At 72.0% G+C, this 21,268-nt stretch carries 24 protein-coding genes; 11 read left to right on the forward strand and 13 right to left on the reverse strand.

Features of this window, described 5'->3' with window-relative positions:
- Position 1: 1 nt before the first annotated feature.
- From QZL85_RS11575 to QZL85_RS11585, 3 genes are read right to left on the reverse strand one after another with little or no spacing between them, the layout of a single operon-like run.
- Positions 2 to 1,165 (reverse strand): acyl-CoA dehydrogenase family protein, encoded by a 1,164-nt coding sequence (locus tag QZL85_RS11575; RefSeq protein WP_295576835.1) that lies wholly within the window; start codon positions 1,163 to 1,165, stop codon positions 2 to 4.
- The gene (locus QZL85_RS11580; protein WP_295576836.1) at positions 1,155 to 3,059 is read right to left on the reverse strand and encodes a biotin carboxylase N-terminal domain-containing protein; all 1,905 of its coding nucleotides are present in this window, start codon (positions 3,057 to 3,059) and stop codon (positions 1,155 to 1,157) included. The genes QZL85_RS11575 and QZL85_RS11580 overlap by 11 nt, the downstream gene beginning before the upstream one ends.
- Positions 3,060 to 3,063: 4 nt before the next feature.
- Positions 3,064 to 4,668, reverse strand: a complete 1,605-nt coding sequence (locus tag QZL85_RS11585) for a carboxyl transferase domain-containing protein (RefSeq protein WP_295576837.1) — start codon at positions 4,666 to 4,668, stop codon at positions 3,064 to 3,066.
- A 101-nt stretch (positions 4,669 to 4,769) separates the two neighbouring features.
- Here QZL85_RS11585 and QZL85_RS11590 point away from each other — a divergent pair, with 101 nt between their 5' ends.
- A complete protein-coding gene (locus tag QZL85_RS11590) occupies positions 4,770 to 5,402 on the forward strand; it encodes a TetR/AcrR family transcriptional regulator (RefSeq protein ID WP_295576838.1) in 633 nt (210 codons plus the stop codon).
- Positions 5,403 to 5,430: 28 nt separating this feature from the next.
- Here QZL85_RS11590 and QZL85_RS11595 read toward each other — a convergent pair whose 3' ends face one another.
- The 3 genes from QZL85_RS11595 to pdhA are packed head-to-tail and all read right to left on the reverse strand — an operon-like array spanning position 5,431 to position 8,926.
- Complete coding sequence (locus QZL85_RS11595; protein ID WP_295576839.1) at positions 5,431 to 6,792, reverse strand: dihydrolipoamide acetyltransferase family protein; 1,362 nt, start codon at positions 6,790 to 6,792, stop codon at positions 5,431 to 5,433.
- On the reverse strand, positions 6,789 to 7,799 hold the full coding sequence (locus QZL85_RS11600; RefSeq protein ID WP_295576840.1) for an alpha-ketoacid dehydrogenase subunit beta: 1,011 nt from the start codon (positions 7,797 to 7,799) through the stop codon (positions 6,789 to 6,791). Before QZL85_RS11600 ends, QZL85_RS11595 begins: the two co-directional genes overlap by 4 nt.
- Complete coding sequence (gene pdhA / locus QZL85_RS11605; RefSeq protein ID WP_295576841.1) at positions 7,796 to 8,926, reverse strand: pyruvate dehydrogenase (acetyl-transferring) E1 component subunit alpha; 1,131 nt, start codon at positions 8,924 to 8,926, stop codon at positions 7,796 to 7,798. Before pdhA ends, QZL85_RS11600 begins: the two co-directional genes overlap by 4 nt.
- A 169-nt stretch (positions 8,927 to 9,095) precedes the next feature.
- Between pdhA and QZL85_RS11610 the strand changes: the two genes are divergently transcribed.
- Positions 9,096 to 9,569, forward strand: coding sequence for an Lrp/AsnC family transcriptional regulator (locus tag QZL85_RS11610; RefSeq protein ID WP_295576842.1), 474 nt, complete (start codon positions 9,096 to 9,098; stop codon positions 9,567 to 9,569).
- On the opposite strand, the gene QZL85_RS11615 is transcribed toward QZL85_RS11610, so the two are convergent.
- Positions 9,517 to 10,506, reverse strand: coding sequence for a DMT family transporter (locus QZL85_RS11615; RefSeq protein WP_295577198.1), 990 nt, complete (start codon positions 10,504 to 10,506; stop codon positions 9,517 to 9,519). The two genes, QZL85_RS11610 and QZL85_RS11615, sit on opposite strands and share 53 nt — an antisense overlap.
- 93 nt (positions 10,507 to 10,599) lie before the next feature.
- Here QZL85_RS11615 and QZL85_RS11620 point away from each other — a divergent pair, with 93 nt between their 5' ends.
- Positions 10,600 to 11,160 carry a CGNR zinc finger domain-containing protein gene (locus tag QZL85_RS11620; protein ID WP_295576843.1) on the forward strand — a complete coding sequence of 187 codons (561 nt, stop codon included), beginning with the start codon at positions 10,600 to 10,602 and terminating at the stop codon, positions 11,158 to 11,160.
- Here the strand turns inward: QZL85_RS11620 and QZL85_RS11625 are convergent.
- Positions 11,120 to 12,019 (reverse strand): alpha/beta fold hydrolase, encoded by a 900-nt coding sequence (locus QZL85_RS11625; RefSeq protein WP_295576844.1) that lies wholly within the window; start codon positions 12,017 to 12,019, stop codon positions 11,120 to 11,122. The genes QZL85_RS11620 and QZL85_RS11625 overlap by 41 nt on opposite strands.
- Before the next feature lie 65 nt (positions 12,020 to 12,084).
- On the opposite strand from QZL85_RS11625, the gene QZL85_RS11630 reads away from it, so the two are divergent.
- Positions 12,085 to 12,852, forward strand: coding sequence for an exonuclease domain-containing protein (locus QZL85_RS11630; protein ID WP_295576845.1), 768 nt, complete (start codon positions 12,085 to 12,087; stop codon positions 12,850 to 12,852).
- Between the two features lie 109 nt (positions 12,853 to 12,961).
- On the opposite strand, the gene QZL85_RS11635 is transcribed toward QZL85_RS11630, so the two are convergent.
- The 4 genes from QZL85_RS11635 to glgA form a co-directional block, all read right to left on the reverse strand.
- Positions 12,962 to 13,474, reverse strand: coding sequence for a hypothetical protein (locus tag QZL85_RS11635; RefSeq protein WP_295576846.1), 513 nt, complete (start codon positions 13,472 to 13,474; stop codon positions 12,962 to 12,964).
- Between the two features lie 71 nt (positions 13,475 to 13,545).
- Positions 13,546 to 13,797, reverse strand: a complete 252-nt coding sequence (locus QZL85_RS11640) for a type B 50S ribosomal protein L31 (RefSeq protein WP_028495801.1) — start codon at positions 13,795 to 13,797, stop codon at positions 13,546 to 13,548.
- Positions 13,798 to 13,883: 86 nt separating this feature from the next.
- Positions 13,884 to 14,669 (reverse strand): ABC transporter ATP-binding protein, encoded by a 786-nt coding sequence (locus QZL85_RS11645; RefSeq protein WP_295576847.1) that lies wholly within the window; start codon positions 14,667 to 14,669, stop codon positions 13,884 to 13,886.
- Positions 14,670 to 14,678: 9 nt separating this feature from the next.
- Complete coding sequence (gene glgA, locus QZL85_RS11650; protein ID WP_295576849.1) at positions 14,679 to 15,872, reverse strand: glycogen synthase; 1,194 nt, start codon at positions 15,870 to 15,872, stop codon at positions 14,679 to 14,681.
- A 46-nt stretch (positions 15,873 to 15,918) separates the two neighbouring features.
- Here glgA and glgC point away from each other — a divergent pair, with 46 nt between their 5' ends.
- From glgC to QZL85_RS11665, 3 genes are read left to right on the forward strand one after another with little or no spacing between them, the layout of a single operon-like run.
- Positions 15,919 to 17,163: a glucose-1-phosphate adenylyltransferase gene (gene glgC, locus QZL85_RS11655; protein WP_295576851.1), complete on the forward strand. Its 1,245-nt coding sequence runs from the start codon at positions 15,919 to 15,921 to the stop codon at positions 17,161 to 17,163.
- Between the two features lie 25 nt (positions 17,164 to 17,188).
- On the forward strand, positions 17,189 to 17,824 hold the full coding sequence (serB, locus tag QZL85_RS11660) for a phosphoserine phosphatase SerB (protein ID WP_295576853.1): 636 nt from the start codon (positions 17,189 to 17,191) through the stop codon (positions 17,822 to 17,824).
- Positions 17,825 to 17,855: 31 nt separating this feature from the next.
- Positions 17,856 to 18,563, forward strand: a complete 708-nt coding sequence (locus tag QZL85_RS11665; protein WP_295576855.1) for an alpha/beta fold hydrolase — start codon at positions 17,856 to 17,858, stop codon at positions 18,561 to 18,563.
- 15 nt (positions 18,564 to 18,578) lie between these two features.
- Here QZL85_RS11665 and fabG read toward each other — a convergent pair whose 3' ends face one another.
- The gene (fabG, locus tag QZL85_RS11670) at positions 18,579 to 19,289 is read right to left on the reverse strand and encodes a 3-oxoacyl-ACP reductase FabG (RefSeq protein ID WP_295576856.1); all 711 of its coding nucleotides are present in this window, start codon (positions 19,287 to 19,289) and stop codon (positions 18,579 to 18,581) included.
- Positions 19,290 to 19,397: 108 nt separating this feature from the next.
- Between fabG and QZL85_RS11675 the strand changes: the two genes are divergently transcribed.
- The 4 genes from QZL85_RS11675 to QZL85_RS11690 are packed head-to-tail and all read left to right on the forward strand — an operon-like array spanning position 19,398 to position 21,258.
- Positions 19,398 to 19,835 (forward strand): DUF4190 domain-containing protein, encoded by a 438-nt coding sequence (locus QZL85_RS11675; protein WP_295576858.1) that lies wholly within the window; start codon positions 19,398 to 19,400, stop codon positions 19,833 to 19,835.
- A 60-nt stretch (positions 19,836 to 19,895) separates the two neighbouring features.
- On the forward strand, positions 19,896 to 20,243 hold the full coding sequence (locus tag QZL85_RS11680) for a DUF3099 domain-containing protein (protein ID WP_295576860.1): 348 nt from the start codon (positions 19,896 to 19,898) through the stop codon (positions 20,241 to 20,243).
- Positions 20,240 to 20,443, forward strand: coding sequence for a hypothetical protein (locus QZL85_RS11685; protein ID WP_295576863.1), 204 nt, complete (start codon positions 20,240 to 20,242; stop codon positions 20,441 to 20,443). The genes QZL85_RS11680 and QZL85_RS11685 overlap by 4 nt, the downstream gene beginning before the upstream one ends.
- Positions 20,440 to 21,258 carry an SURF1 family protein gene (locus QZL85_RS11690; RefSeq protein WP_295576865.1) on the forward strand — a complete coding sequence of 273 codons (819 nt, stop codon included), beginning with the start codon at positions 20,440 to 20,442 and terminating at the stop codon, positions 21,256 to 21,258. Before QZL85_RS11685 ends, QZL85_RS11690 begins: the two co-directional genes overlap by 4 nt.
- The last annotated feature ends 10 nt before the right edge of the window (positions 21,259 to 21,268 follow it).

The raw sequence follows: 21,268 nt of genomic DNA on the forward strand, positions 1-21,268 counted from the left end.
TTCACACGACGCCGAGGGCGCGGGCGATGACGAGCAGCTGCACCTCGGAGGTGCCCTCTCCGATCTCCAGGATCTTCGAATCGCGGTAGTGCCGGGCGACGGGGTACTCGTTCATGAACCCGTTGCCGCCGAAGATCTGCGTCGCGTCGCGCGCGTTGTCCATCGCGGCGTCGCTCGAGGTGAGCTTCGCGATCGCGGCCTCCGTCTTGAAGGGCTTCCCCGCATCGCGCAGGCGTGCGGCGTGCAGCCACGCGAGCCGCGCGACGTGCACGCGCTGCTGCATGCGCGCGAGCATGAACTGGATGGACTGCCGTGTCGACAGCTGCTCGCCGAACACGATGCGGCTGCGGGCGTAGTCGGCGGCGGCCTCCAGGCATCCTTCCGCCGCTCCCGTGGAGAGCGCCGCGATCGCGATGCGGCCTTCGTCGAGGATGTGCAGGAAGTTCGCGAACCCGCGCCCGCGCTCCCCCAGCAGGTTCGCCTCGGGAACGCGCGCGCCGGAGAAGGTGAGCGGATGCGTGTCGCTCGCATGCCAGCCGACCTTGTCGTACGCGGGCTCCACCGTGAAGCCGGGCGTGCCCGACGGGACGATGATCGTCGAGATCTCCTTGCGTCCCTCGGTCTCGCCGGTGACGGCCGTGACCGTGACGAACCGTGTGATCGGCGTGCCGGAGTTCGTGATGAACTGCTTGGCCCCGTCGATGACCCACTCCCCGGCCTCCAGTCGCGCGGTGGTGCGGGTCGCGCCGGCGTCCGACCCGGCCTCGGGCTCGGTGAGTCCGAACCCGGCGAGCGCGCGGCCGGCCAGCAGATCCGGCAGCAGCTCGGCGCGCTGCGCGTCGGTGCCGAACCGGAACACCGGCATGGCGCCGAGGCTCACTCCGGCCTCGAGGGTGATCGCGAGGGACTGGTCGACGCGCCCGAGCGCCTCGATCGCGAGGCAGAGCGTGAGGTAGTCGCCGCCCTGTCCCCCGACCTCCTCGGGGAACGGCAGGCCGAACAGGCCGAGGTCGCCCATCTGCGCGACGACATCCATCGGCAGGGTCTTCGTGCGGTCGGCCTCATACGAGACCGGCGCGACGACCTCGTCGGCGAAGGCGCGGACGAGCCGGGCGAGCTCGAGCTGCTCCTCGTCGAGTCCGTACGTGGACAGGTCAATCGTCATCGGTTCCCTCCCGGGTCTCGGCGGCCACATCGGCCAGCAGTTCGTCGCGGCGCACCTGAGCGCCCACGGCCACGTGCACGCGCGCGACGCCGTCGTGCGGCGCCGTCACGGAGTGCTCCATCTTCATCGCCTCGACGGTCACCAGACGGTCACCGGCAGCCACGACCGCACCGTCGGCGACGTGCACCGCCACGACGGTCCCGGGCATGGGCGCGCGCAGCTCGGGGCTCTGCGCCCCCGCGTCGCGGCCGCGCGCGGCGAGGCGCTCGGCGAGTGCGGCCTCGCGGGTGACCGGGCGGAGCCGGTGCGTCCCGGCGTCGGTGTGCACCCAGAGGGCGCCGTCGACATCCACCGCGACATCCGCGGTCGGCCCGCCCGCCGTGGCCCGGTGCAGCACACCGGCCTCGTCGCGCAGCAGCACCGCGCGGGGCTCGCGCCGACCGCCCTCCCGCCAGCCCGGGAGCGACCCCCAGACGCCGGTCGCGGCCGGCGGCGCGAGGTGCGCGGCCGCGGCCGCGAGCGCCTCCGGCGACGGAGCCGCCGCCTCGGGTGCCGGCATCCGGTCGATGAGGCCCGTGTCCAGGTCGCCGGCCCGTACGGCGGGGTCGGCGAGGAGGCGCCGTAGGAAGGCGATGTTGGTGTCGACCCCGAGGAGGACGGTGTCGGCCAGGGCCGCATCGAGACGCTCCACCGCGACGGTGCGGTCCGCGCCGTGGGCGATGACCTTCGCGATCATGGGGTCGTAGTCGGCCGTGACGATCGAGCCCGACTCGACGCCCGCGTCGGTGCGGACACCGGCGGCGGGGCGCCACAGCAGCACGTCTCCCGTGGCCGGCAGGAACCCGCGCTCGGGGCTCTCCGCGTACACGCGGGCTTCGATCGCGTGGCCGTCGAAGCGCACGTCGTCCTGCGTGAACGCGAGGGGCTCGCCGGCGGCGATCCGCAGCTGCTGCGCGACGAGGTCGATGCCGGTCACGAGCTCGGTGACGGGGTGCTCGACCTGCAGGCGCGTGTTCATCTCGATGAAGAAGCACTCCTCGGGGCTGTCGCCCGGGACGAGGAATTCGACGGTGCCGGCCCCGCGGTAGTCGACGCTTGCGGCGGCCGCGCAGGCGGCCTCGCCGAGCCGTGCCCGCATGGCGGGGTCGACGAGGGGCGAGGGCGCCTCCTCGATGACCTTCTGGTGCCGGCGCTGCAGCGTGCACTCGCGCTCGCCGAGGTGCACGATGCGTCCGTGCGCGTCGGCGAGCACCTGGACCTCGATGTGCCGGGGGCGCTCGATGAGCCGCTCCAGCAGGAGCGTGTCGTCGCCGAAGGCGCTCGCCGCGACGCGCCGCGCGGCGGCGAGGGCCTCGGGCAGCTCGTCGAGGGTCCGGACGATCTGCATGCCCTTGCCGCCGCCGCCCGCCGAGGGCTTGACGAGCAGGGGCAGACCGACCTCGGCCGCCTGCACGGCGATCGCGGCATCGTCCAGCCCCGCCGCGCTGAATCCCGGCACGATCGGGACACCGTTGCCGGAGACCTGCGCCTTCGCGCGGATCTTGTCGCCCATGACCTCGAGCGCCCGCACATCGGGTCCGATGAAGACGATCCCGGCCGCGCGGCACGCGCGCGCGAAATCGGCGTTCTCGGAGAGGAACCCGTACCCCGGGTGGATCGCCTGCGCCCCGGTCTCGCGCGCCGCGCTGAGCACGGCCTCCCCGTCGAGGTACGACTGCGCCGCCGGTGCCGGGCCGAGCCGCACGGCGACATCGGCCTCCCGGACATGCGGCGCGCCGGTGTCCGCATCGCTGAAGACGGCGACCGAGCGGATGCCGAGGGCCCGCAGCGTGCGGATGACGCGGCGCGCGATCTCCCCGCGATGGGCGACGAGGACGGTGTCGAAGAGGGTCATCGCGTCACATCCGGAAGACGCCGAAGCGCGGTTCGGGCAGCGGGGCACGGGAGACGACGTCGAGGGCGAGGCCGAGGACGTCGCGCGTGTCGAGCGGGTCGATGATGCCGTCGTCCCAGAGCCGGGCGGTGGCGTAGAGCGGGTCGCCCTGCTCCTCGAACTGCGCGCGGACGGGGGCTTCGAAGGCCGCGCGTGCGTCGGCATCCCACTCCTCGCCCCGCGCGGCGAGCTGGTCGGCTTTGACGGTGGACAGGACGGAGGCCGCCTGCGGGCCGCCCATCACCGAGATGCGACTCGCGGGCCAGGACCAGAGGAAGCGGGGAGAGTAGGCGCGCCCGCACATGGAGTAGTTCCCGGCCCCGAACGAGCCGCCGATGATGACGGTGAGCTTCGGGACCCGCGTCGTCGCGACGGCCGTCACCATCTTGGCGCCGTCCTTCGCGATGCCGCCGGCTTCGGCATCCCGTCCGACCATGAACCCGGAGATGTTCTGCAGGAAGAGCAGCGGCACGCCCCGCTGGTCGCACAGCTCGATGAAGTGCGCGCCCTTGAGGGCGGACTCCCGGAACAGGATGCCGTTGTTCGCGACGATCCCGACGGGGTGCCCGTGGATGCGGGCGAACCCGGTGACGAGCGTCTCGCCATACTCGCGCTTGAACTCGTGGAAGGCGCTGCCGTCCACGAGCCGCGCGATGACCTCGCGCACGTCGTAGGGCTGGTTGACGTCGACGGGCACGGCGCCGTACAGCTCGGCGGGGTCGACGGCCGGCGGGGCGGGCGGAGTCACCTCCCAGACCGGTGCGGCGGGAGCGGGCAGCGTCTTCACGATGTCGCGGACGATCTCCAGGGCGTGCTCGTCGTCCTCGGCGAGGTGGTCGACGACACCGGAGGTGCGGGCGTGCAGCTCTCCCCCGCCGAGCTCCTCGGCCGTCACGACCTCGCCGATCGCCGCCTTCACGAGTGGCGGGCCGCCCAGGAAGATGGTGCCCTGGCCGCGGACGATGACGGTCTCGTCGCTCATCGCCGGGACGTACGCGCCGCCGGCGGTGCAGGAGCCGAGGACCGCCGCGATCTGCGGGATGCCGGCGGCCGAGAGCCGCGCCTGGTGGAAGAAGATCCGGCCGAAGTGGTCGCGATCGGGGAAGACCTCGTCCTGCATCGGCAGGAACGCCCCGCCCGAGTCGACGAGGTAGATGCACGGGAGCCGGTTCTCCAGCGCGACCTCCTGCGCACGGAGGTGCTTCTTGACGGTCAGCGGATAGTACGTGCCGCCCTTGACGGTCGCGTCGTTGCAGACGACCATGACGTGCCGGCCGTGCACGAGACCGATGCCCGCGATGACGCCGGCCGCGGGCGCCTCGCCGTCGTACAGGCCTTCTGCGGCGAGCGGGGCGAGTTCGAGGAACGGGCTCCCCTCGTCGAGGAGGCGGGTGACGCGGTCGCGCGGGAGGAGCTTGCCGCGCGCCACATGGCGTTCGCGCGACGCCACCGGACCGCCGAGGGCGACGGCCGCGAGGCGTGCGCGCAGCCGGTCGGCCGCATCCTGCTGCGCGTCCCGCCGGCGCGTGAACTGCGCGTCGCGGACGAGGGCGCTCGTGAGCGTGGCCATGGCATCTCCATCGATGTCGGCGGATCGGCCATTGTCGTGGGACCGGTCCATCGGTTAGTGTGCACTAACTGAGAGCACCAGGTTAGCGAGGATTAACTGACATGGCAAGGCGTTCTCCGTCCCACCCCGCCGCGGACACCACGGCCACGCAGCGCGAGCGCGCGAAAGCCGACCGCCACGCGGCGCTCCTCCGCGAAGCCGCACGGCTGTTCGCCGAGAACGGCTTCGACGGCGTGAGCCTCGAAGACCTCGGCGCGGCCGTCGGCATCACGGGTCCCGCCGTGTACCGGCACTTCGCGAGCAAGCGCGCCCTGCTCGGCCGCATCCTCCTCCGCGCGAGCGAGGACCTCCTGAGCGGCGGTCGCGCCGTCATCGCGGCCCACGCCGACCCGGACGAACGGCTCCGCGGCCTCATCGGGTTCCACGTCGACTTCGCCCTGGACGCCGCGGACGTCATCCGGGTGCAGGACCGCGACCTCGCGCGGCTCGACGACGACGATCGTCACCGCGTCCGCCGCCTGCAGCGGGAGTATGTCGACGTGTGGACGGGGGTCCTCTCCGATCTGCACCCGCACCGCTCCCCCGGCGACCTCCGAGTGCGCGCGCACGCCGGATTCGGGCTCATCAACTCGACGCCGCACAGCGTGCGCGGCCTCCGCGACGCGCCCGACGACGACGCCGTCCGGGCGCTGCTGGCCACGATGGCCCACGCCGCCCTCGCGACCCCGCACTGACAGTCGGGCGACGCGACGCGGCGCCGGATCAGCGCAGGAGCATCGCCCGACCAGGCTCGCGCAGCACGTCCGCGACGTCGCGGAGGAACAGCGAGCCCTGCTCGCCGTCCGCCAGCCGGTGGTCGAACGACAGGCTGAGGGTGAGCACGTCGCGGAGCGCGATCCCGCCCTCGTGCTCCCACGGCTGGCGCCGCACGGCGCCGAGGCCGAGGATGCCGGCCTCGCCCGGGTTGAGGATCGGGGTCCCGGAGTCCATGCCGAACACGCCGAAGTTCGTGATCGAGAAGGTCCCGCCGGTCAGCACGTCCAAGCCCGCCTTGCCGGCGCGCGCCGTCTGGGCGAGGTCGCCGATCGCGTCGGAGAGCTCGACCAGGGTCAGCCCGTCGGCATCCTTCACGTTGGGCACGACGAGCCCGCGATCGGTCGCCGCTGCGATGCCGAGGTTGACGTAGTGGTACTGGACGATCTCGCCCGCGGCCTCGTCCCAGCGCGAGTTGAGCTCGGGGTGCGAGGCGAGGGCCAGGCAGACGGCCTTCGCCGCGACCGCGAGGATGCCGATCCGGTGATCGGCGAGCCGCCGATCGGCCTTCAGCCCGGCGAGGAGCTGCGTCGTGGCGGTCACGTCGATCGTGAGGAACGTCGTGACGTGCGGCGCCGTGAACGCGCTCCGCACCATCGCCTCCGCGGTGTGCTTGCGGACGCCGCGGATGGGGATGCGGGTCTCCCGCTCGCCGCGCTCGACGCGCGGTGCGGCCGGACGCGCGGGTGCGGCGGTGGCCGCGGGCGTCGTCGTGCGGGCGGCGAACGCCTCGACGTCGGCGCGCGTGATGACACCGGTCGCGCCGGAGGCCTCGACGAGGGCCAGGTCGATGCCGAGATCCTTCGCGAGCTTCCGGACCGGCGGGGTGGAGCGCGGGCGCTCGTGCCGGGTGTCGTCCGGCGGCGAGGCCGTCACGACGTCGTGCGGCGCGGCCTCCAGGACCGCCGTGTCGCTCGCGGCGGCCGGCGCGCCGACGCGGGCACGCCGCTGCGGTCGCGCGGATCCCCGCGGCGCGGCGCCGTAGCCGACCAGGTTCGGCTGCGCCGCCTCGTCGGCCGGGGCGGTGGTGTCCGCAGCCGCGGGCGCTGGGGGCTCGGCGCCGGGCCCGGCGCCGGCGACCTCGAACGCGATGAGCACGTCCCCCACCGCGACGACGTCGCCGTCCGCGTGCTTCAGCTCGCGGACGGTGCCGGCGTACGGCGACGGCAGCTCGACGATGGCCTTCGCGGTCTCGACGTCGGCGATCGTCTGGTTGAGGGTGACGGTGTCGCCCACGGCGACGTGCCACTGGACGATCTCCGCCTCGGGGAGGCCCTCCCCGAGGTCGGGCAGGCGGAACTCGACGATCACAGCTGCACCCCCGAGAGGCTGTTCGGACGGTCCAGGACCCGGTCGACGGCGTCCAGGATGCGGTCGAGGTCGGGCAGGTGGTGCTTCTCCAGCTTCGCCGGCGGGTACGGGATGTCGTGACCCGTCACGCGGACGGGGGCGGACTCGAGGTAGTGGAAGCACTTCTCCGTGATGCTCGCGATGAGCTCGGCGCCGACGCCCGCTTCGCGGGCCGCCTCGTGCGTCACCACGACGCGCCCGGTCTTGCGGACCGAGGCGGTGACGGTCGTGTAGTCCACCGGGGAGATCGATCGGAGGTCGACGACCTCGATGGAGATGCCGTCGTCCTCAGCGGCGAGGGCGGCATCCAGCGCTGTCGAGACCTGCGCGCCGTAGGTGAGCAGTGTGACGTCGGAGCCCTCTCGGACGACGCGCGCGACGCCCATCGGGGCGGCGTCGGCGATGTCGCCGTCGAGGTCGACCTCACCCTTGGAGTGATAGAGCCGCTTGGGCTCGAAGAACACGACGGGGTCATCGCACGCGATCGCCTGGCGCAGCATGACGTACGCGTCCTGCGGGTTGGAGACCGCGACCACGCGGAGCCCGGAGGTGTGCACGAAGTACGCCTCGGGCGACTCGGAGTGGTGCTCGGCCGCGCCGACACCGCCCGCCCACGGGATGCGGATCGTGATCGGCATGGTCACGTTCCCGCGGGTGCGGTAGTGCAGCTTGGCGACCTGGCAGACGATCTGGTCGAACGCGGGGTAGACGAAGCCGTCGAACTGGATCTCGACGACCGGGCGGTAGCCGCGGAAGGCGAGGCCGACGGCGGTGCCCATGATCCCCGACTCGGCCAGCGGGGTGTCGATGACCCGCATCGCGCCGAACTCGGTCTGCAGCCCGTCGGTGATCCGGAAGACGCCGCCGAGCTTGCCGACATCCTCACCCATGACGATCACGCGGTCGTCGTCGGCCATCGCGCGACGCAGTCCCGCGCCGAGCGCCTTGCCCATCGTCAGCTGCGTCATGATGCATCCCCTTCGCCCTCGAAGCCGGACAGGTACGCCGCGAACCGCGTCCGCTGCTCGTCCAGGCCCGTGTGCGGCTCGGCGTAGACGTCGTCGAGCACCTCGATCGCCGGTCGGGTGACGGCCGTGAGGGCCGCCTCGCGCATGCCGGCCGTGAAGCGGTCGGCATCGGCCTGGACGTCGGCGGCGAACGCGTCGTCGAACGCGTCCTGCGAGCGCAGCAGCGCCTCGAGCCGGGTCAGCGGGTCCTTCCGGCGCCACGCCTCGACCTCGTCGGCCGAGCGGTAGCGGGTGGGGTCGTCCGAGGTGGTGTGCGGGCCCATCCGGTAGGTGACGGCCTCGATGAAGACGGGGCCCTTACCGGTGCGGGCGTGGTCGAGCGCCCACCGCATCGCGGCGAGGCAGGCCAGGACGTCGTTGCCGTCCACGCGCAGGCTCGGGATGCCGAACCCGGGCGCGCGACCGGCGATCGGGTACTTCGCCTGCACCGTGACGGGCTCGGAGATCGCCCACTGATTGTTCGAGCACACGAAGACGACGGGCGACCGGAACGACGAGGCGAAGACCATGGCCTCGTTGACGTCGCCCTGGCTCGTCGCCCCGTCGCCGAAGTACGCCACGGCGACCTGGTCGGTGCCGTCGCGCTGGACGCCCATCGCGTAGCCCACGGCGTGCAGCGTCTGCGCGCCGATGATGATCTGCGGGGTCGCGGTGTTGAGCTCGTACGGGTTGTAGGTCGAGTGCATCTCACCCCGCCAGGCGAGGATGAAATCCGCCGGCTTGGCGCCGCGGACGAGCTGGACGCCGAGTTCGCGGTAGCTCGGGAACAGGAAGTCGTCGGCGCGGCAGGCGCGCGCCGTGCCGATCTGCACGGCCTCCTGGCCCTGCGCGGGCGCCCAGAGTCCGAGCTGCCCCTGGCGCTGCAGCGCGACGCCCTCGGCGTCGAGCCGTCGCAGGAGCGCCATGTCCCGGTACAGACCGCGGAGGGCCTCGCGGTCGAGGTCCTCGATCCACGGGTCGAGCTGGCGGTCGGAGATGCGTCGCCCGTCCGGCGTGAGGAGCCGGGCGAGGTCGTCGAGGTCGGTCGAGGTCTCGACCGAGGGGTTCAGGGTGTGCGTCATCGTCATCCCTCCTGTTCCCGGCCGGAGGTCTTGTGGACGTCGGCCGATGCAGAGCGCCGGCATCGTCGCCGGCTGACCTGAGGTTACGTCCGCATCGCACCTAGCTCAAGCATGCCACTGGGGGTTGAGCATGTTGCCAACCTGCGCGCGACGAGGCCTGCTATTGTTTCGCACTATGGGATCTTTGGACCACGTCGATCTGGAGCTGCTGAACGCGCTCGCCGATGACCATCGGGCCACGGTCGTCGCGCTCAGCGAGCGGCTCGGGCTCTCACGCAACACCGTGCAGGCCCGCATGGCGAAGCTCGACCGCTCCGGCGTGTTCCTCTCCTTCGAGCGGGCCATGGCGCCGTCCGAGCTGGGGTTCCCCATCGAGGCCATGCTGAGCGTCACGGTACATCAGGCGCAGCTCCCGCGGATCACGGCGGAGCTCGCCCTCATCCCCGAGGTGCTGCAGGCGCACGGGCTCAGCGGTCAGGTCGACCTGCTGGTCCGGGTGGCCGCCCGCGACACGCAGCACCTGTTCGACGTGGACGCCCGCATCCTCGCCATCGAGGGCGTCGAGCGCACCGAGACCTCGCTCGTGATGGGCGAGGTCATCGGCTATCGGGTGCGGCCCCTGCTGGAAGAGGCTCGACGGGAGCGCTGACGGCGACCGCCCCGGCATCCATCCGCACGAGCACGACGCCGACGAGGATGAGCGCGCCGCCGGCGAACTGGATGGGCGCGGGCGCCTCGCCCAGGAGCAGCCACGCGAACGCCAGCGCGAACAGCACCTCGGAGAGGCCGATGAACGACGCCAGCCGCGAGCCGACCCGCGGGACGGCGACGACGCCGAGCGCATAGCCGAGCGTCGTGCCGACCCCGCCGACGAACAGCAGCGGCACGATCCCGGGCAGCTCGACGCCGTGGAAGGCGACCGTGACGGCAGGGGCCGCGAAGGGCAGGATGCCGGTGACGGCCAGCAGCGCCATGAACGCCGCCCCGACCAGCAGCCCGCCGGAGGCGAGCGCGAGCGGCGGCAGGTCGTCGCCGGTGCGCTCGGACATGACGAAGTACACGCAGACGCAGACGGCCGCCGCGAGGGCGAACAGCGTGCCGAGCAGATCGAACCGCGCGCCGACGACGTCGACGACGAGCACGAGCCCGATCACCGCGACGGCGGAGCCGGCGAGGACGAGGACGGAGGGGGCCCGGCGCGTCCGGAGCCACACGTAGGCGACGAGGAAGACGGGCGCGAGGTACTGGATGAGCAGCGCGACGGCCACCGGCATCCGCTGCATCGCGGAGAAGAAGAGCAGCTGGCAGCCGGCGACGGGGATGAGGCCGAAGGCGAGGAGCGAGGGCCAGTGCCGGCGCAGGAACGACCGCTCCCGGCGGAGCACGCGGAACAGCATGGGCGAGAGGAGGAGGCCCGCGAGCCCCATCCGCACGATCAGCGCGGCGGACAGCGACCAGCCGGCCTCGAGGAGCGGCTTGACGAGCGGCCCGCTGGAGGAGAACGCGAGGGCCGAGACGACGGCCAGGACGATGCCGCTCGCGCGGCGGTCCGGCGCCGCGACGGCCGCCACGGGGATGATGGGCAGGGACGCCGTCTGAGTCACCGTCGGTCCTCGACTGTCAGGGGTGAAATGTGTTTACACTGGTGACCGTACCGCCCGCGAGCGTCAGGAGTCAAGATGGTCTTCATCCGTGACACGGAGCTGTCCCTCCGCGCCGCCACCGCCCTCGTGAACACCCTGCCGGAGACCGATTTCGAGGGCGTGGACCACCTCGCCGATCAGGACGATCTCGCGGCCTTCCTCATCGAGTTCCCGTACACCGGTTCGATGCGACGCGACACGGAGGAGCTGGTCGCGCTGCGCGGCATCCGCCCGCGGCTGCACGCGCTCTGGCAGGTCGACCGCGCAGCGGCCGTGCCGCTCGTGAACGCGATGCTGCGCGACGGGAAGGCGCTGCCGCAGCTCGTCATCCACGACTCCTACGACTGGCACATCCACGCGACGGACGAGGGCGCCCCGCTCGCGACCCGCATCCTCGTGGAGGCGGCCATGGCGTTCGTGGACGTCATCCGCTCGGACATGTACGACCGGGTGCGCGTGTGCGACGCGGACGACTGCCGCTCGGTCTACGTCGACTACTCGAAGAACGGCTCGAAGCGCTACTGCGACACCGGCAACTGCGGGAACCGGATGAACGTCAACGCGTACCGCCGCCGGAAGGCGCGAGAAACCGCGTGACGGCGGCTGCCGCGACCCGCGGCGTCTCGTAGTGGATGAGGTGGCCGACGTCGTCGATCTCGACGAGCTCGGCCCGCGGGAACAGCGTCTGCAGGTGGCGCTCGGCCTCGATCGGCGTGATGTCGTCGCGGACCGCGGCGATCAGCAGCGTGGGCTGCGTGATGCGGGGCGCGAAGGCGCGCACGTCGTTCGACACCGACGCCACGAACGCGTCGCGCAGCACCTCGCGGTCCGCGAACCGCGAGAAGTACGTATCGTGCTGGTCGTGGATGAAGGCGCGCAGGGCCCGGTCCTTCGTCTTGGCCATCGAGACGCTCATGATCCGCACGACCAGGCGACTGCGCAGCACCGCCTCCCCCAGCCGGCGCGGGAGGCGTGCGCCGGCCCAGTAGTAGAAGACGGCGAGCCGCGTGAGGATGCCGCGCGGGCCCTCCAGCGCCGGAGCGCCGATGGGGTTCACGAGGATGACGCGCGGCGTCGGCAGCCCGCCCGCCACGGCGGCCGCGACGACGATGGAGCCGAACGAGTGCCCGAGGATCTCGGCGCCCGGGGCGACCGCGCCGGCGAACGCCGTGAGCCACTCGGCGTAGAGGTCCAGCGTGTGCCGGCGTCCGGGGACGGCCGCGCTCTCCCCGAAGCCGGGGAGGTCGGGTGAGATGACGCGGATGCCGTCGAGGTGCGCGACGACCGGTTCGAGCCCGTGGTGCTCGCCGCGGAAGCCGTGCACCGCGATGACGGTGGCGGCGGCGTCCTCCGGGCCGTAGACCCAGTACGCCGTCGTCCCGCCGAGCACCGCGACCTCGCGTCGCTGCACGGGGATCGCGGCGAGCAGGTCGGCGTACGGGTGCGGCGCGGTCACCCGTCGAGTCTACGAGTGCGGCGCGGCTCCCCCGTCGTGTCGGCGCCAGGACCTACCGTCGGAGCATGGACATGTGGCAGCCCGAGCCGCTCGCCCTCTGGGACGACGCGTGGGCGCAGGAGCAGGAGCCTCCGCAGGCGCCGGCGCTTCCCCCGTGGGCGCACGCGATCGGCGTCTTCGACCTGGAGACGACGGGTGTCGACGTCGCGACGGACCGCATCGTCACGGCCCACGTGGGGCTGCTCGACGCGGACGGCGGCGTCGTCCGTGCGCACGGATGGCTCGCCGACCCGGGTGTGGAGATCCCCGCCGGCGCGACCGCCGTGCACGGCATCACGACCGCCCACGCGCGAGCGGAGGGCCGCCCATCCGCCGACGTCGTGGCGGAGATCGTCGAGGCCCTGCGGGCGCTCCTGGACGCCGGCATCCCCGTGGTCGCGTACAACGCGCCGTACGACTTCTCGCTGCTCAAGCACGAGGCGCTCCGGCACGGCATCCCGCCGATCCTCGATCCCGCCCCCGTCATCGACCCGCTCGTCCTGGACAAGACGTACGACCGGTACCGCCGCGGCAAGCGGACCCTGGAGGTCGTGGCGGCGCACTACGCCGTCACGCTGGAGGGCGCCCACGATGCGGCAGCCGACGCGATCGCGGCAGGACGCGTCGCACAGGCGCTCGCCGCGCGCTTCGCGCTGCCTCCGACGGTGCACGAGCTGCACACGCAGCAGATCGGCTGGGCGCGCGCGCAGGCGGAGAGCCTGACGGAGTACTTCATCCGCATCGGCCGCCTCGACGCCGAAGACGCGCTCGACGGCAGCTGGCCCATCCGCTGACTCGCGGGGTCAGAGGCGGCGGCCTGCCGACGTGGAGTCAGGCCGATCCGGCCGCGATCGGCCTGAGCCGGGCGGATCGCCTGAACCAGGTGGCACCGACGGGCCGGGATCACTGCGCCGGCAGGCACCCGCCGTCCATGATGATGCCGCCCACCTCGACGGTGACCCGCTCCGCCTCCAGCGCCCCGTACACGCAGCCGCCGGCGGGGCCCGCCGCGCCGAACAGGACGTCGCCAGCCCCCGTGCGGGTCTGGATCGCGGTCACTCCGGCGTCCGCGAGGGCAGCGCGCACGCCCTCCTCGGTGAAGCCGCCGTCGGCCGTACGCAGGGCCTCGAGCGCGGCGGTGACCGGGGCGATGAGCCGCTCGTTCTCCGCCTGCGCGTCGGCGCTCAGCTCCAGGCGCTGGCGGTAGAGGTCGTTCAGCGCCATCGCGGCATCCGGGTCGTACCCGGCGCAGCCCTCCGGGAGGTCCACGCCCTCCTGCTCGGGGCACGCGGCCGTCGGCGACGGGGACGCCGACGCGGACGGCGACGGGGAGGCTCCGACCACCGTCGCGCAGCCCGCGGTCAGCGTCAGCAGGGCGAGGAGGGGCGCGAGGAGCACGAGTCTGCGAACGGCCATGCCGCCACGCTAACCGAGACCCCGGCGCACGACGAAGGCCCCGCCGGAGCGGGGCCTTCGGGGACGGCTGCTTACTTGGAGCCGAAGTTCTTGAAGCGCTGGTTGAACTTCTCGACGCGGCCGGCGGAGTCCATGATGCGCTGCTTGCCCGTGTAGAACGGGTGCGAAGCGGACGAGATCTCGACGTCGACGACGGGGTACGTCACACCGTCGAGCTCGATCGTCTTGTCGCTGGTCACCGTCGAACGGGTGAGGAAGGTGTCGCCGGAGCCCAGGTCGCGGAACACGACGGCCTGGTAGTCGGGGTGGATGTCAGTCTTCATGATGGTCCTCTAGCCGGGTGTCCTGGATTTGGCCAGGACGGTCAAAGTCTGCGGTGCGAACGCACCAAAGAGAGATTCTATCAGGTTCAGGATGCGGCGCGCGCGGCGAAGCGTCCGCCGTCCTCGGAGAGCGCGATCTCCACGCCGAACGTCGCCGTGAGGTTCTCCGCCGTGAGCGTCTCCGCGATGGGCCCGGCGGCGACGATCGCGCCGTCGCGGAGCAGCAGGGCGTGCGTGAAGCCGACCGGCACCTCCTCGACGTGGTGGGTCACCATGATCATGGCGGGCGTCGTCGGCGTCTGCGCGTAGCCGCCGAGGAGACCCAGGAGCTCCTCGCGCGCGCCGAGGTCGAGGCTTGCGGCCGGCTCGTCCAGGAGCAGCAGCTCCGGGTCGGTCATGACGGAACGGGCGATCTGGACCCGCTTCTGCTCGCCGTCGGACAGGGTGCCGAACGTGCGCTCGGCGAGGTGCTCGAGCTTCCACTCGGCCAGGACGCGACGCGCGCGGCGCTCGTCGATCGTCTCGTAGTCCTCGTGCCAGCGGCCGAGCACCGAGAACGCGGCCGTGAGCACGACATCCAGCACCGTCTCCTCCGGCGGGATCCGCTTGGCCATCGCCGACGAGGCGAAGCCGATCCGGGGACGCAGCTCGAACACGTCGGTGCGGCCCAGCCGCTCGTCGAGGATCGTGACGGCGCCGGACGTCGGGTGGATGAGGGTCGCGGCCAGCTGCAGAATGGTCGTCTTGCCGGCCCCGTTGGGTCCGAGCACCACCCAGCGCTGGTCGTCGGAGACGGTCCAGGCCACGTGATCGACGATGTTGCGGGCGTTGCGGCGGACGACGACGTCGGCGAAATCGAGGACGTGGGGCATACCTCCAGCCTATCGGCCGACGGCGGTCACCTCGCGGTACAGCGCGGCCGTGGCGTCGGCGATCGCCGCCCAGCTGAACTCCTCCGCGGCGCGTTCCCGGCCCGCCGCGCCGTAGGCCCGCGCGCGCTCTGGATCGGAGACGACCTCGGTCAGGGTCGCAGCCAGATCGGCGACGAACTTCTCCGGATCCAGCGGCGTCCCCGTGCCGTCCTGCACCTGCTCGATCGGGACGAGACGGCCCGTCACGCCGTCCACGACGACCTCGGGGATCCCGCCGGTCGCGGTGCCGACGACGGCGACGCCGCACGCCATCGCCTCGAGGTTGACGATCCCGAGCGGCTCGTACACCGACGGGCAGACGAACGTCGTGGCGGCGGTGAGGATGGCGCAGAGCTGATCGCGCTGCAGGAAGTCGTCGATCCACACGACGCCCTCACGCGTCTGCTGCAGGCCGCGCACGAGCTCCTGCACCTCGGCCATGATCTGCGGGGTGTCCGGCGCTCCGGCGCAGAGCACGACCTGCACGTCCTTCGGGAGACGCTCGGCGGCGCGGAGGAAGTACGGGAGGCCCTTCTGCCGCGTGATCCGCCCGACGAAGACGACGGACGGGCGGGCAGGGTCGATGCCGTAGCGCGCCAGCAGCGCGTCGTCGGAGACGGGGCGCCAGGTCTCGACGTCGATCCCGTTGTAGATGACCCGGACCTTCGCGGGATCCAGCGCCGGGTAGCTGCGGAGGATGTCCTGGCGCATGCCCTCACTGACGGCCACGACGGCCGCGGCGCCCTCGTACGCGGTCTTCTCGATGTAGCTGGACACGGCGTACCCGCCGCCCAGCTGCTCGGCCTTCCACGGACGCAGCGGCTCGAGGGAGTGCGCCGTGACGACATGCGGGATGCCGTGCAGCAGCGAGGCGAGATGGCCGGCGAAGTTCGCGTACCAGGTGTGGCTGTGCACGACGTCGGCACCGGCGACATCGCCGACGATCTCCAGGTCGGTGCCGAGGGTCTGGATGGCCGCGTTCGCGGCGGAGAGCTCCGTCGGGACGCCGTAGGAGGTGGTCCCCTGTTCGTCGCGGTCCGCGCCGAACGCCCGCACCTCGACCTCGATGGCGGTGCGGAGCGCCTTGACGAGCTCCGTCACGTGGACCCCCGCTCCCCCGTAGACCTCGGGCGGGTACTCCTTCGTGACGATGTCGACGCGCATGAGTTGAAACTAGTACAGAGCCCGAACCCGGGCCTAGTGTGGGGGCATGCCTGCAGCGCCGAAGGTCTTCGGAATCATCCTCGCCGGCGGCGAGGGCAAACGCCTCATGCCGTTGACGGTGGATCGCGCCAAACCGGCCGTGCCCTTCGGCGGGCAGTACCGGTTGATCGACTTCGCCATCTCCAACCTCGTGAACTCCGGTCTTCGGCAGATCGTCGTGCTCACGCAGTACAAGTCGCACAGCCTCGACCGCCATGTGTCGCAGACGTGGCGGATGTCGGCGCTCCTGAACGCGTACGTCGCGTCGGTGCCGGCGCAGCAGCGCCTGGGCAAGAGGTGGTTCTCCGGGTCGGCCGACGCGATCCTGCAGTCGCTGAACCTCATCCACGACGAGAAGCCCGACATCGTCGCCGTGATCGGCGCCGACCACGTGTACCGCATGGACTTCGAGCAGATGATCGATGCGCACATCGAATCCGGCGCACGCGCGACGGTCGCCGGCATCCGGCAGCCGATCGCCCTCGCCAATCAGTTCGGCGTGATCGACCTCGACCCGGCGGACAACCTCACGATCCGCGAGTTCCTGGAGAAGCCGCAGAACCCGACCGGGCTCTCGGACAGCCCGCACGAGGTCCTCGCCTCGATGGGCAACTACATCTTCGACACCGACGCGCTCATCGAGGCCGTGGAGGCCGACGGGGAGCTCCCGACGTCGAATCACGACATGGGTGGCGACATCGTCCCCTACTTCGTGCGCCGCGGCGAGGCCGCCGTGTACGACTTCAAGCGCAACGACGTGCCCGGGTCCACGGATCGCGACCGCGACTACTGGCGGGACGTGGGGACGATCGATTCGTTCTTCGACGCCCACATGGACCTGATCTCGACGCTGCCGATCTTCAACCTGTACAACACGGACTGGCCGATCCATTCGCAGTCGGTCAACTCGCCGCCCGCGAAGTTCGTGCGCGACGGGGTCGGCCGGATCGGCAATGCGATCGACTCGATCGTCTCGCTCGGCTCCGTCCTGTCCGGGACGCATCTCGAGCGCAGCGTCGTCGGCCCGTGGACGCTCGCCGGAGGCGGCTCGACGATCACCGACTCGGTGCTCTTCGAGCAGGTCAACGTGGGAGCGGGAGCCCGCGTGCACCGCGCGATCCTGGACAAGAACGTCGTCCTCGATCCCGGTGCGACGGTCGGCGTCGACCGTGCGCGGGACCTGGCCCGCGGGTTCACCGTGACCGACAGCGGCATCACGGTCGTCGGCAAGAACGTCCACGTCACGGGCTGAGCGAGCGCAGCGCTAGCGTGGTGGGGTGCCTGACGCCCGCTTCCTCGTCGTGTTCGACGCCGACTCCACGCTCATCCGCAACGAGGTCATCGAGCTGATCGCCGACGAGGCCGGCCGCGGTGCCGAGGTGGCACTCGCGACGGAGGCCGCCATGCGCGGGGAGGTCGACTTCGCGACGAGTCTGCGCTCCCGCGTCGAGGCGCTGGCCGGCGTCCCGGTCGCCGCGTTCGCGCGCGTCCTCGCGCGCGTCGAGCCCACGCCGGGCGTCACCGCGCTGATCGAGGCGATCCACGCGCGCGGCGGCGTCGCATCCGTCGTGTCCGGCGGGTTCCACGAGGTGCTGGACACCGTCGCCCCGTCGCTCGGCGTCGACGTGTGGCGCGCGAACCGCCTGATGGCCGCCGACGGCGCCCTCACCGGGGTGGTGGACGGCGGGATCGTGGATGCCGAGGGCAAGGCCGACGCGCTGCGGGAGTGGGCCGCGGCGTACGGCGTGCCGCTGGCCCGGACGATCGCGATCGGGGACGGCGCGAACGACCTGAGGATGATGGCCGCCGCCGGCCTCGGACTGGCGTTCAACGCCAAGCCCGCCGTCCGCGCGCAGGCCGACCTCGTGATCGAACGCGTAGACCTGGCCGAGGTCATCCCGCTCCTGCCCTGACGATGTCGGGGGGCGGGAGTAGCGTCCGTCTATGGACATCCTGCTGATCCCCGGTCTCTGGCTCGACGCGTCGTCCTGGGACGACATCTCCCCACGGCTGCGCGCGGCCGGCCATACGCCGCACGCCCTCACGTTGCCGGGTGTCGGCGCACCCGCCGCGGAGAGCAGCGGCATCGGCATCGCGGACTGGGTCGCGGCGGTCGTCGCCGAGATCGACGCCCTGCCGGGACCCGTGGTCCTCGTCGGGCACAGCGGCGGCGGCAACGTCGCGTGGGGTGCGGCCGCGGCGCGACCCGACCGTGTCGCCCATGTCGTCTTCGTGGACACGGTTCCCCCGCCGCCGGACTCCGGGATCTCCGAGTTCCCCGTGGTCGACGGCGTCGTCCCGTTCCCGGGGTGGGACTTCTTCGAGGACGAGGACGTGTGGGACATCGACGAGGCCACGCGCGCGGCGACCGCGCCGCGCACCCGGTCGGTGCCCGCGCGTGTGCCGACCGACCCGCTCGCCCTGACCGACGAGCGACGCTTCGGCGTGCCGGCGACGCTGCTCATGGGCGGGATGGACGAGGAGGCGTTCCGTCAGGCGGTCGCGAACTGGGGGCCGTACGGCGAGGAGTTCGGTGCCATCGCGGAGGCGCGGGTCGTGAAACTCGACACGGCGCACTGGCCGCAGTTCACGCAGCCCGAGCGACTCGCGCAGGCGATCATCGCCGCGATCGGCCGCGACGAGACACCGTGAGGCGACCGTGCAGGTTCAGTGCCCCATGCCCAGGCCGCCGTCGACCGGGATGACCGCGCCGGAGATGTACGCGGCATCGTCGGAGGCGAGCCATGCGACGACCCCGGCCACCTCGTCGGCGGTCGCGAAGCGCCCCGCCGGGATGTTCTTCTTGTACTCGACCTGAGTCGCCTCGGGCAGCTCCGCCGTCATGTCGGTCTCGATGAAGCCCGGAGCGACGACGTTCGCGGTGATGCCGCGTCCGCCGAGCTCGCGCGTGAGCGAGCGCGCGAATCCCACGAGCCCGCTCTTGGAGGAGGAGTAGTTGATCTGCCCGGCCGAGCCGTAGAGGCCGACGACGCTGGAGATGAGGATGACGCGGCCCCACTTGGCGCGCAGCATCCCCTTCGCCGCGCGCTTGACGACGCGGAACGCGCCGCCGAGGTTCGTGGCCACGACCGAGTCGAAATCGTCCTCGGACATGCGCAGCAGGAGGGTGTCCTTCGTGACGCCCGCGTTCGCGACGACGATGCCGATGGGGCCGAGCTGCTGCTCGACCTCGGTGAACGCCGCGTCGACGGCGGCGGCGTCGGTCACGTCGGCACGCACCGTGAGCGTCCCCTCGGGGCCCTCCCCCGAACGGGCGGTGACCGCCACGCGGTATCCGGCGGCGACGAAGCGCTCCGCGATGGCGCGGCCGATGCCGCGGTTTCCTCCGGTGACGAGGACGACGCGATCCGTGGACATGGCTGCTCCCTGCTCGTGGTGAATCCGCACCAGCCTATCCGCGGTGCCGCACCGCGCTTCCGAGCCCCCACCGCTACGCTGGAGATCCCGGTCAGAAGGAGCATTTCCGTGAGCGAGCCCACCCCGCCGCAGCCCCCGTACGCGCAGCCGCCCGTCGCACCTCCCGCGTACGTCCCGCCGGCGTACCCGCCCGCTGCGCAGACCCCGCCGTACGCCGCGCCCGGTGCCTACCAGCCGCCCGTCAACCCGTACGCCTACGGCGGGTACGCGGCCGTACAGAAGACCAACACGCTCTCGATCGTGTCGATGATCGCCTCGATCGCCGGCTTCATCTGGATCCTCCCGTTCGTCGGGTCGCTCGCGGGCGCCATCATGGGCCACATCTCGCTGAACCAGATCAAGCAGACCGGCGAGAAGGGCCGCGGCATGGCGCTCGCAGGGGTCATCGTCGGGTGGGCCGGACTGGCACTGGTCGTGCTCGGCGTCATCGCGTTCCTCGCCTTCGCCTCATGGGCCGGGACGGTCGGCACGGGCTACAACTCCTGACCGGCGCCGTCGACCGTGCACGGGCGTACCCTGGAAGGACCAGGAACGTCGGGACACACCGTGAAACCGCACACGCCGCAGTCGGCGACCTCGCTCCCCCGCGACCCACGGGACGAGGCCCACACCCGCATGACGAAGTACTTCGCCATGATGGCGGTGCGCCTCACGTGCCTCATCCTGATGGTCGTCGTGACGCCCTACTCCTGGTACACGTGGATCTTCGCCGCCGGCGCCATCGTCCTGCCCTACTTCGCGGTCGTGATCGCCAACGTGAGCTCGGGCCAGGACCAGGCGCGCCTCGTGCCGCCGGAGCGCCAGCTCGAGTCGCCCGCCCCGGCCGCCGCACCGGAGCCGACGGTCCCCCCGGTCATCCGCATCCGCGAAGCCGATCGCACGGACGAGTCGTGACGGAGGCGATCTGCTCCCGCGCCGGATGCCGCGCGGGCGCTGCCTGGCAGGTGCTCTGGCGGAATCCGCGCATCCACGGCCCGGAGCGCCGGAAGGTGTGGACCGCGTGCGACGAACACGTGGACTACCTGCGCACGTTCCTGGCAGCGCGGGACTTCCCCGTCGAGGTGCAGCCGCTCGATGAGGCGGTCACCCCGTGAACCGGCAGACCGTGCTGCGCTGGACCGGGTACGTCGCCGTGGCCGTCGCGTTCGCGATCGCCTGCGGCTTCCTGTCGAACTGGCAGTTCACCCGCGACGCCGACCGCTCGACGCAGCTCCGCCTGATCGCGGACAACTACGACGCCGAGCCGGTGCCGCTGGCCGATCTCCTCCCGGTGGGCGCCGACCTCGATCCGGACGACCAATGGCACCCGGTGGTGCTGGAGGGCGAGTACCTCCCGGACGGTCAGCTGCTCGCCCGCAACCGCGCGCACGGCGGCACGAGCGCGTTCGAGGTGCTCGTGCCCTTCCGCACGACGGACGGGCGCGTGCTCATCGTCGATCGCGGGTGGGTGGCGCCCGGCGCCGATCAGCCCGAGCCGGACGAGGTCCCGGCGGCACCCGCCGGGGCGTCGGAGGTCGTCGTCCGGCTGAAGCCGGGGGAACCGCTGCCGAACTCGGGTCGATCCGCGCCCGAGGGCCAGGTGCCCACCATCCACCTGCCGCTCATCGCCGACGCGCTGGCGGGCGAGGACGTCATCACGAGCGCCTACGGTCTCCTCGTCTCCGAGGACCCGCCGCCGGCGACCGCGCCGGCGCCGCTCGAGGCCCCCTCCGAGGACCCCGGCCCGCACCTGTCGTATGCGATCCAGTGGATCCTCTTCGCCATCATGGGCTTCGTCTTCATCTGGTACATGATCCGCACCGAGCGCCGGCACCGTCGCGAGGATGCCGAGGAGCGTGCCGCACGATCCGTGCGCCGGCGCGATCGCGACATGCAGGAAGAGGACGCGCTCCTCGACTCCGCGCGCTGACGCGGCGGAG

It is taken from the genome of uncultured Microbacterium sp. (assembly GCF_900078385.1).
Taxonomy (GTDB): Bacteria; Actinomycetota; Actinomycetes; order Actinomycetales; family Microbacteriaceae; genus Microbacterium.

Bases quoted from the DNA above. Each gene is read 5' to 3' on its own strand.
- QZL85_RS11640 (WP_028495801.1), bottom strand. From the start codon at position 13,797: ATGAAGACTGACATCCACCCCGACTACCAGGCCGTCGTGTTCCGCGAC.
- QZL85_RS11665 (WP_295576855.1), top strand. From the start codon at position 17,856: ATGGACATCCTGCTGATCCCCGGTCTCTGGCTCGACGCGTCGTCCTGG.
- QZL85_RS11590 (WP_295576838.1), top strand. From the start codon at position 4,770: ATGGCAAGGCGTTCTCCGTCCCACCCCGCCGCGGACACCACGGCCACG.
- fabG (WP_295576856.1), bottom strand. From the start codon at position 19,289: ATGTCCACGGATCGCGTCGTCCTCGTCACCGGAGGAAACCGCGGCATC.
- QZL85_RS11610 (WP_295576842.1), top strand. From the start codon at position 9,096: ATGGGATCTTTGGACCACGTCGATCTGGAGCTGCTGAACGCGCTCGCC.
- QZL85_RS11600 (WP_295576840.1), bottom strand. From the start codon at position 7,799: ATGACGCAGCTGACGATGGGCAAGGCGCTCGGCGCGGGACTGCGTCGC.
- QZL85_RS11645 (WP_295576847.1), bottom strand. From the start codon at position 14,669: ATGCCCCACGTCCTCGATTTCGCCGACGTCGTCGTCCGCCGCAACGCC.
- QZL85_RS11620 (WP_295576843.1), top strand. From the start codon at position 10,600: ATGGTCTTCATCCGTGACACGGAGCTGTCCCTCCGCGCCGCCACCGCC.
- QZL85_RS11580 (WP_295576836.1), bottom strand. From the start codon at position 3,059: ATGACCCTCTTCGACACCGTCCTCGTCGCCCATCGCGGGGAGATCGCG.
- QZL85_RS11575 (WP_295576835.1), bottom strand. From the start codon at position 1,165: ATGACGATTGACCTGTCCACGTACGGACTCGACGAGGAGCAGCTCGAG.
- glgC (WP_295576851.1), top strand. From the start codon at position 15,919: ATGCCTGCAGCGCCGAAGGTCTTCGGAATCATCCTCGCCGGCGGCGAG.
- QZL85_RS11585 (WP_295576837.1), bottom strand. From the start codon at position 4,668: ATGGCCACGCTCACGAGCGCCCTCGTCCGCGACGCGCAGTTCACGCGC.
- QZL85_RS11630 (WP_295576845.1), top strand. From the start codon at position 12,085: ATGGACATGTGGCAGCCCGAGCCGCTCGCCCTCTGGGACGACGCGTGG.
- QZL85_RS11635 (WP_295576846.1), bottom strand. From the start codon at position 13,474: ATGGCCGTTCGCAGACTCGTGCTCCTCGCGCCCCTCCTCGCCCTGCTG.
- glgA (WP_295576849.1), bottom strand. From the start codon at position 15,872: ATGCGCGTCGACATCGTCACGAAGGAGTACCCGCCCGAGGTCTACGGG.
- pdhA (WP_295576841.1), bottom strand. From the start codon at position 8,926: ATGACGATGACGCACACCCTGAACCCCTCGGTCGAGACCTCGACCGAC.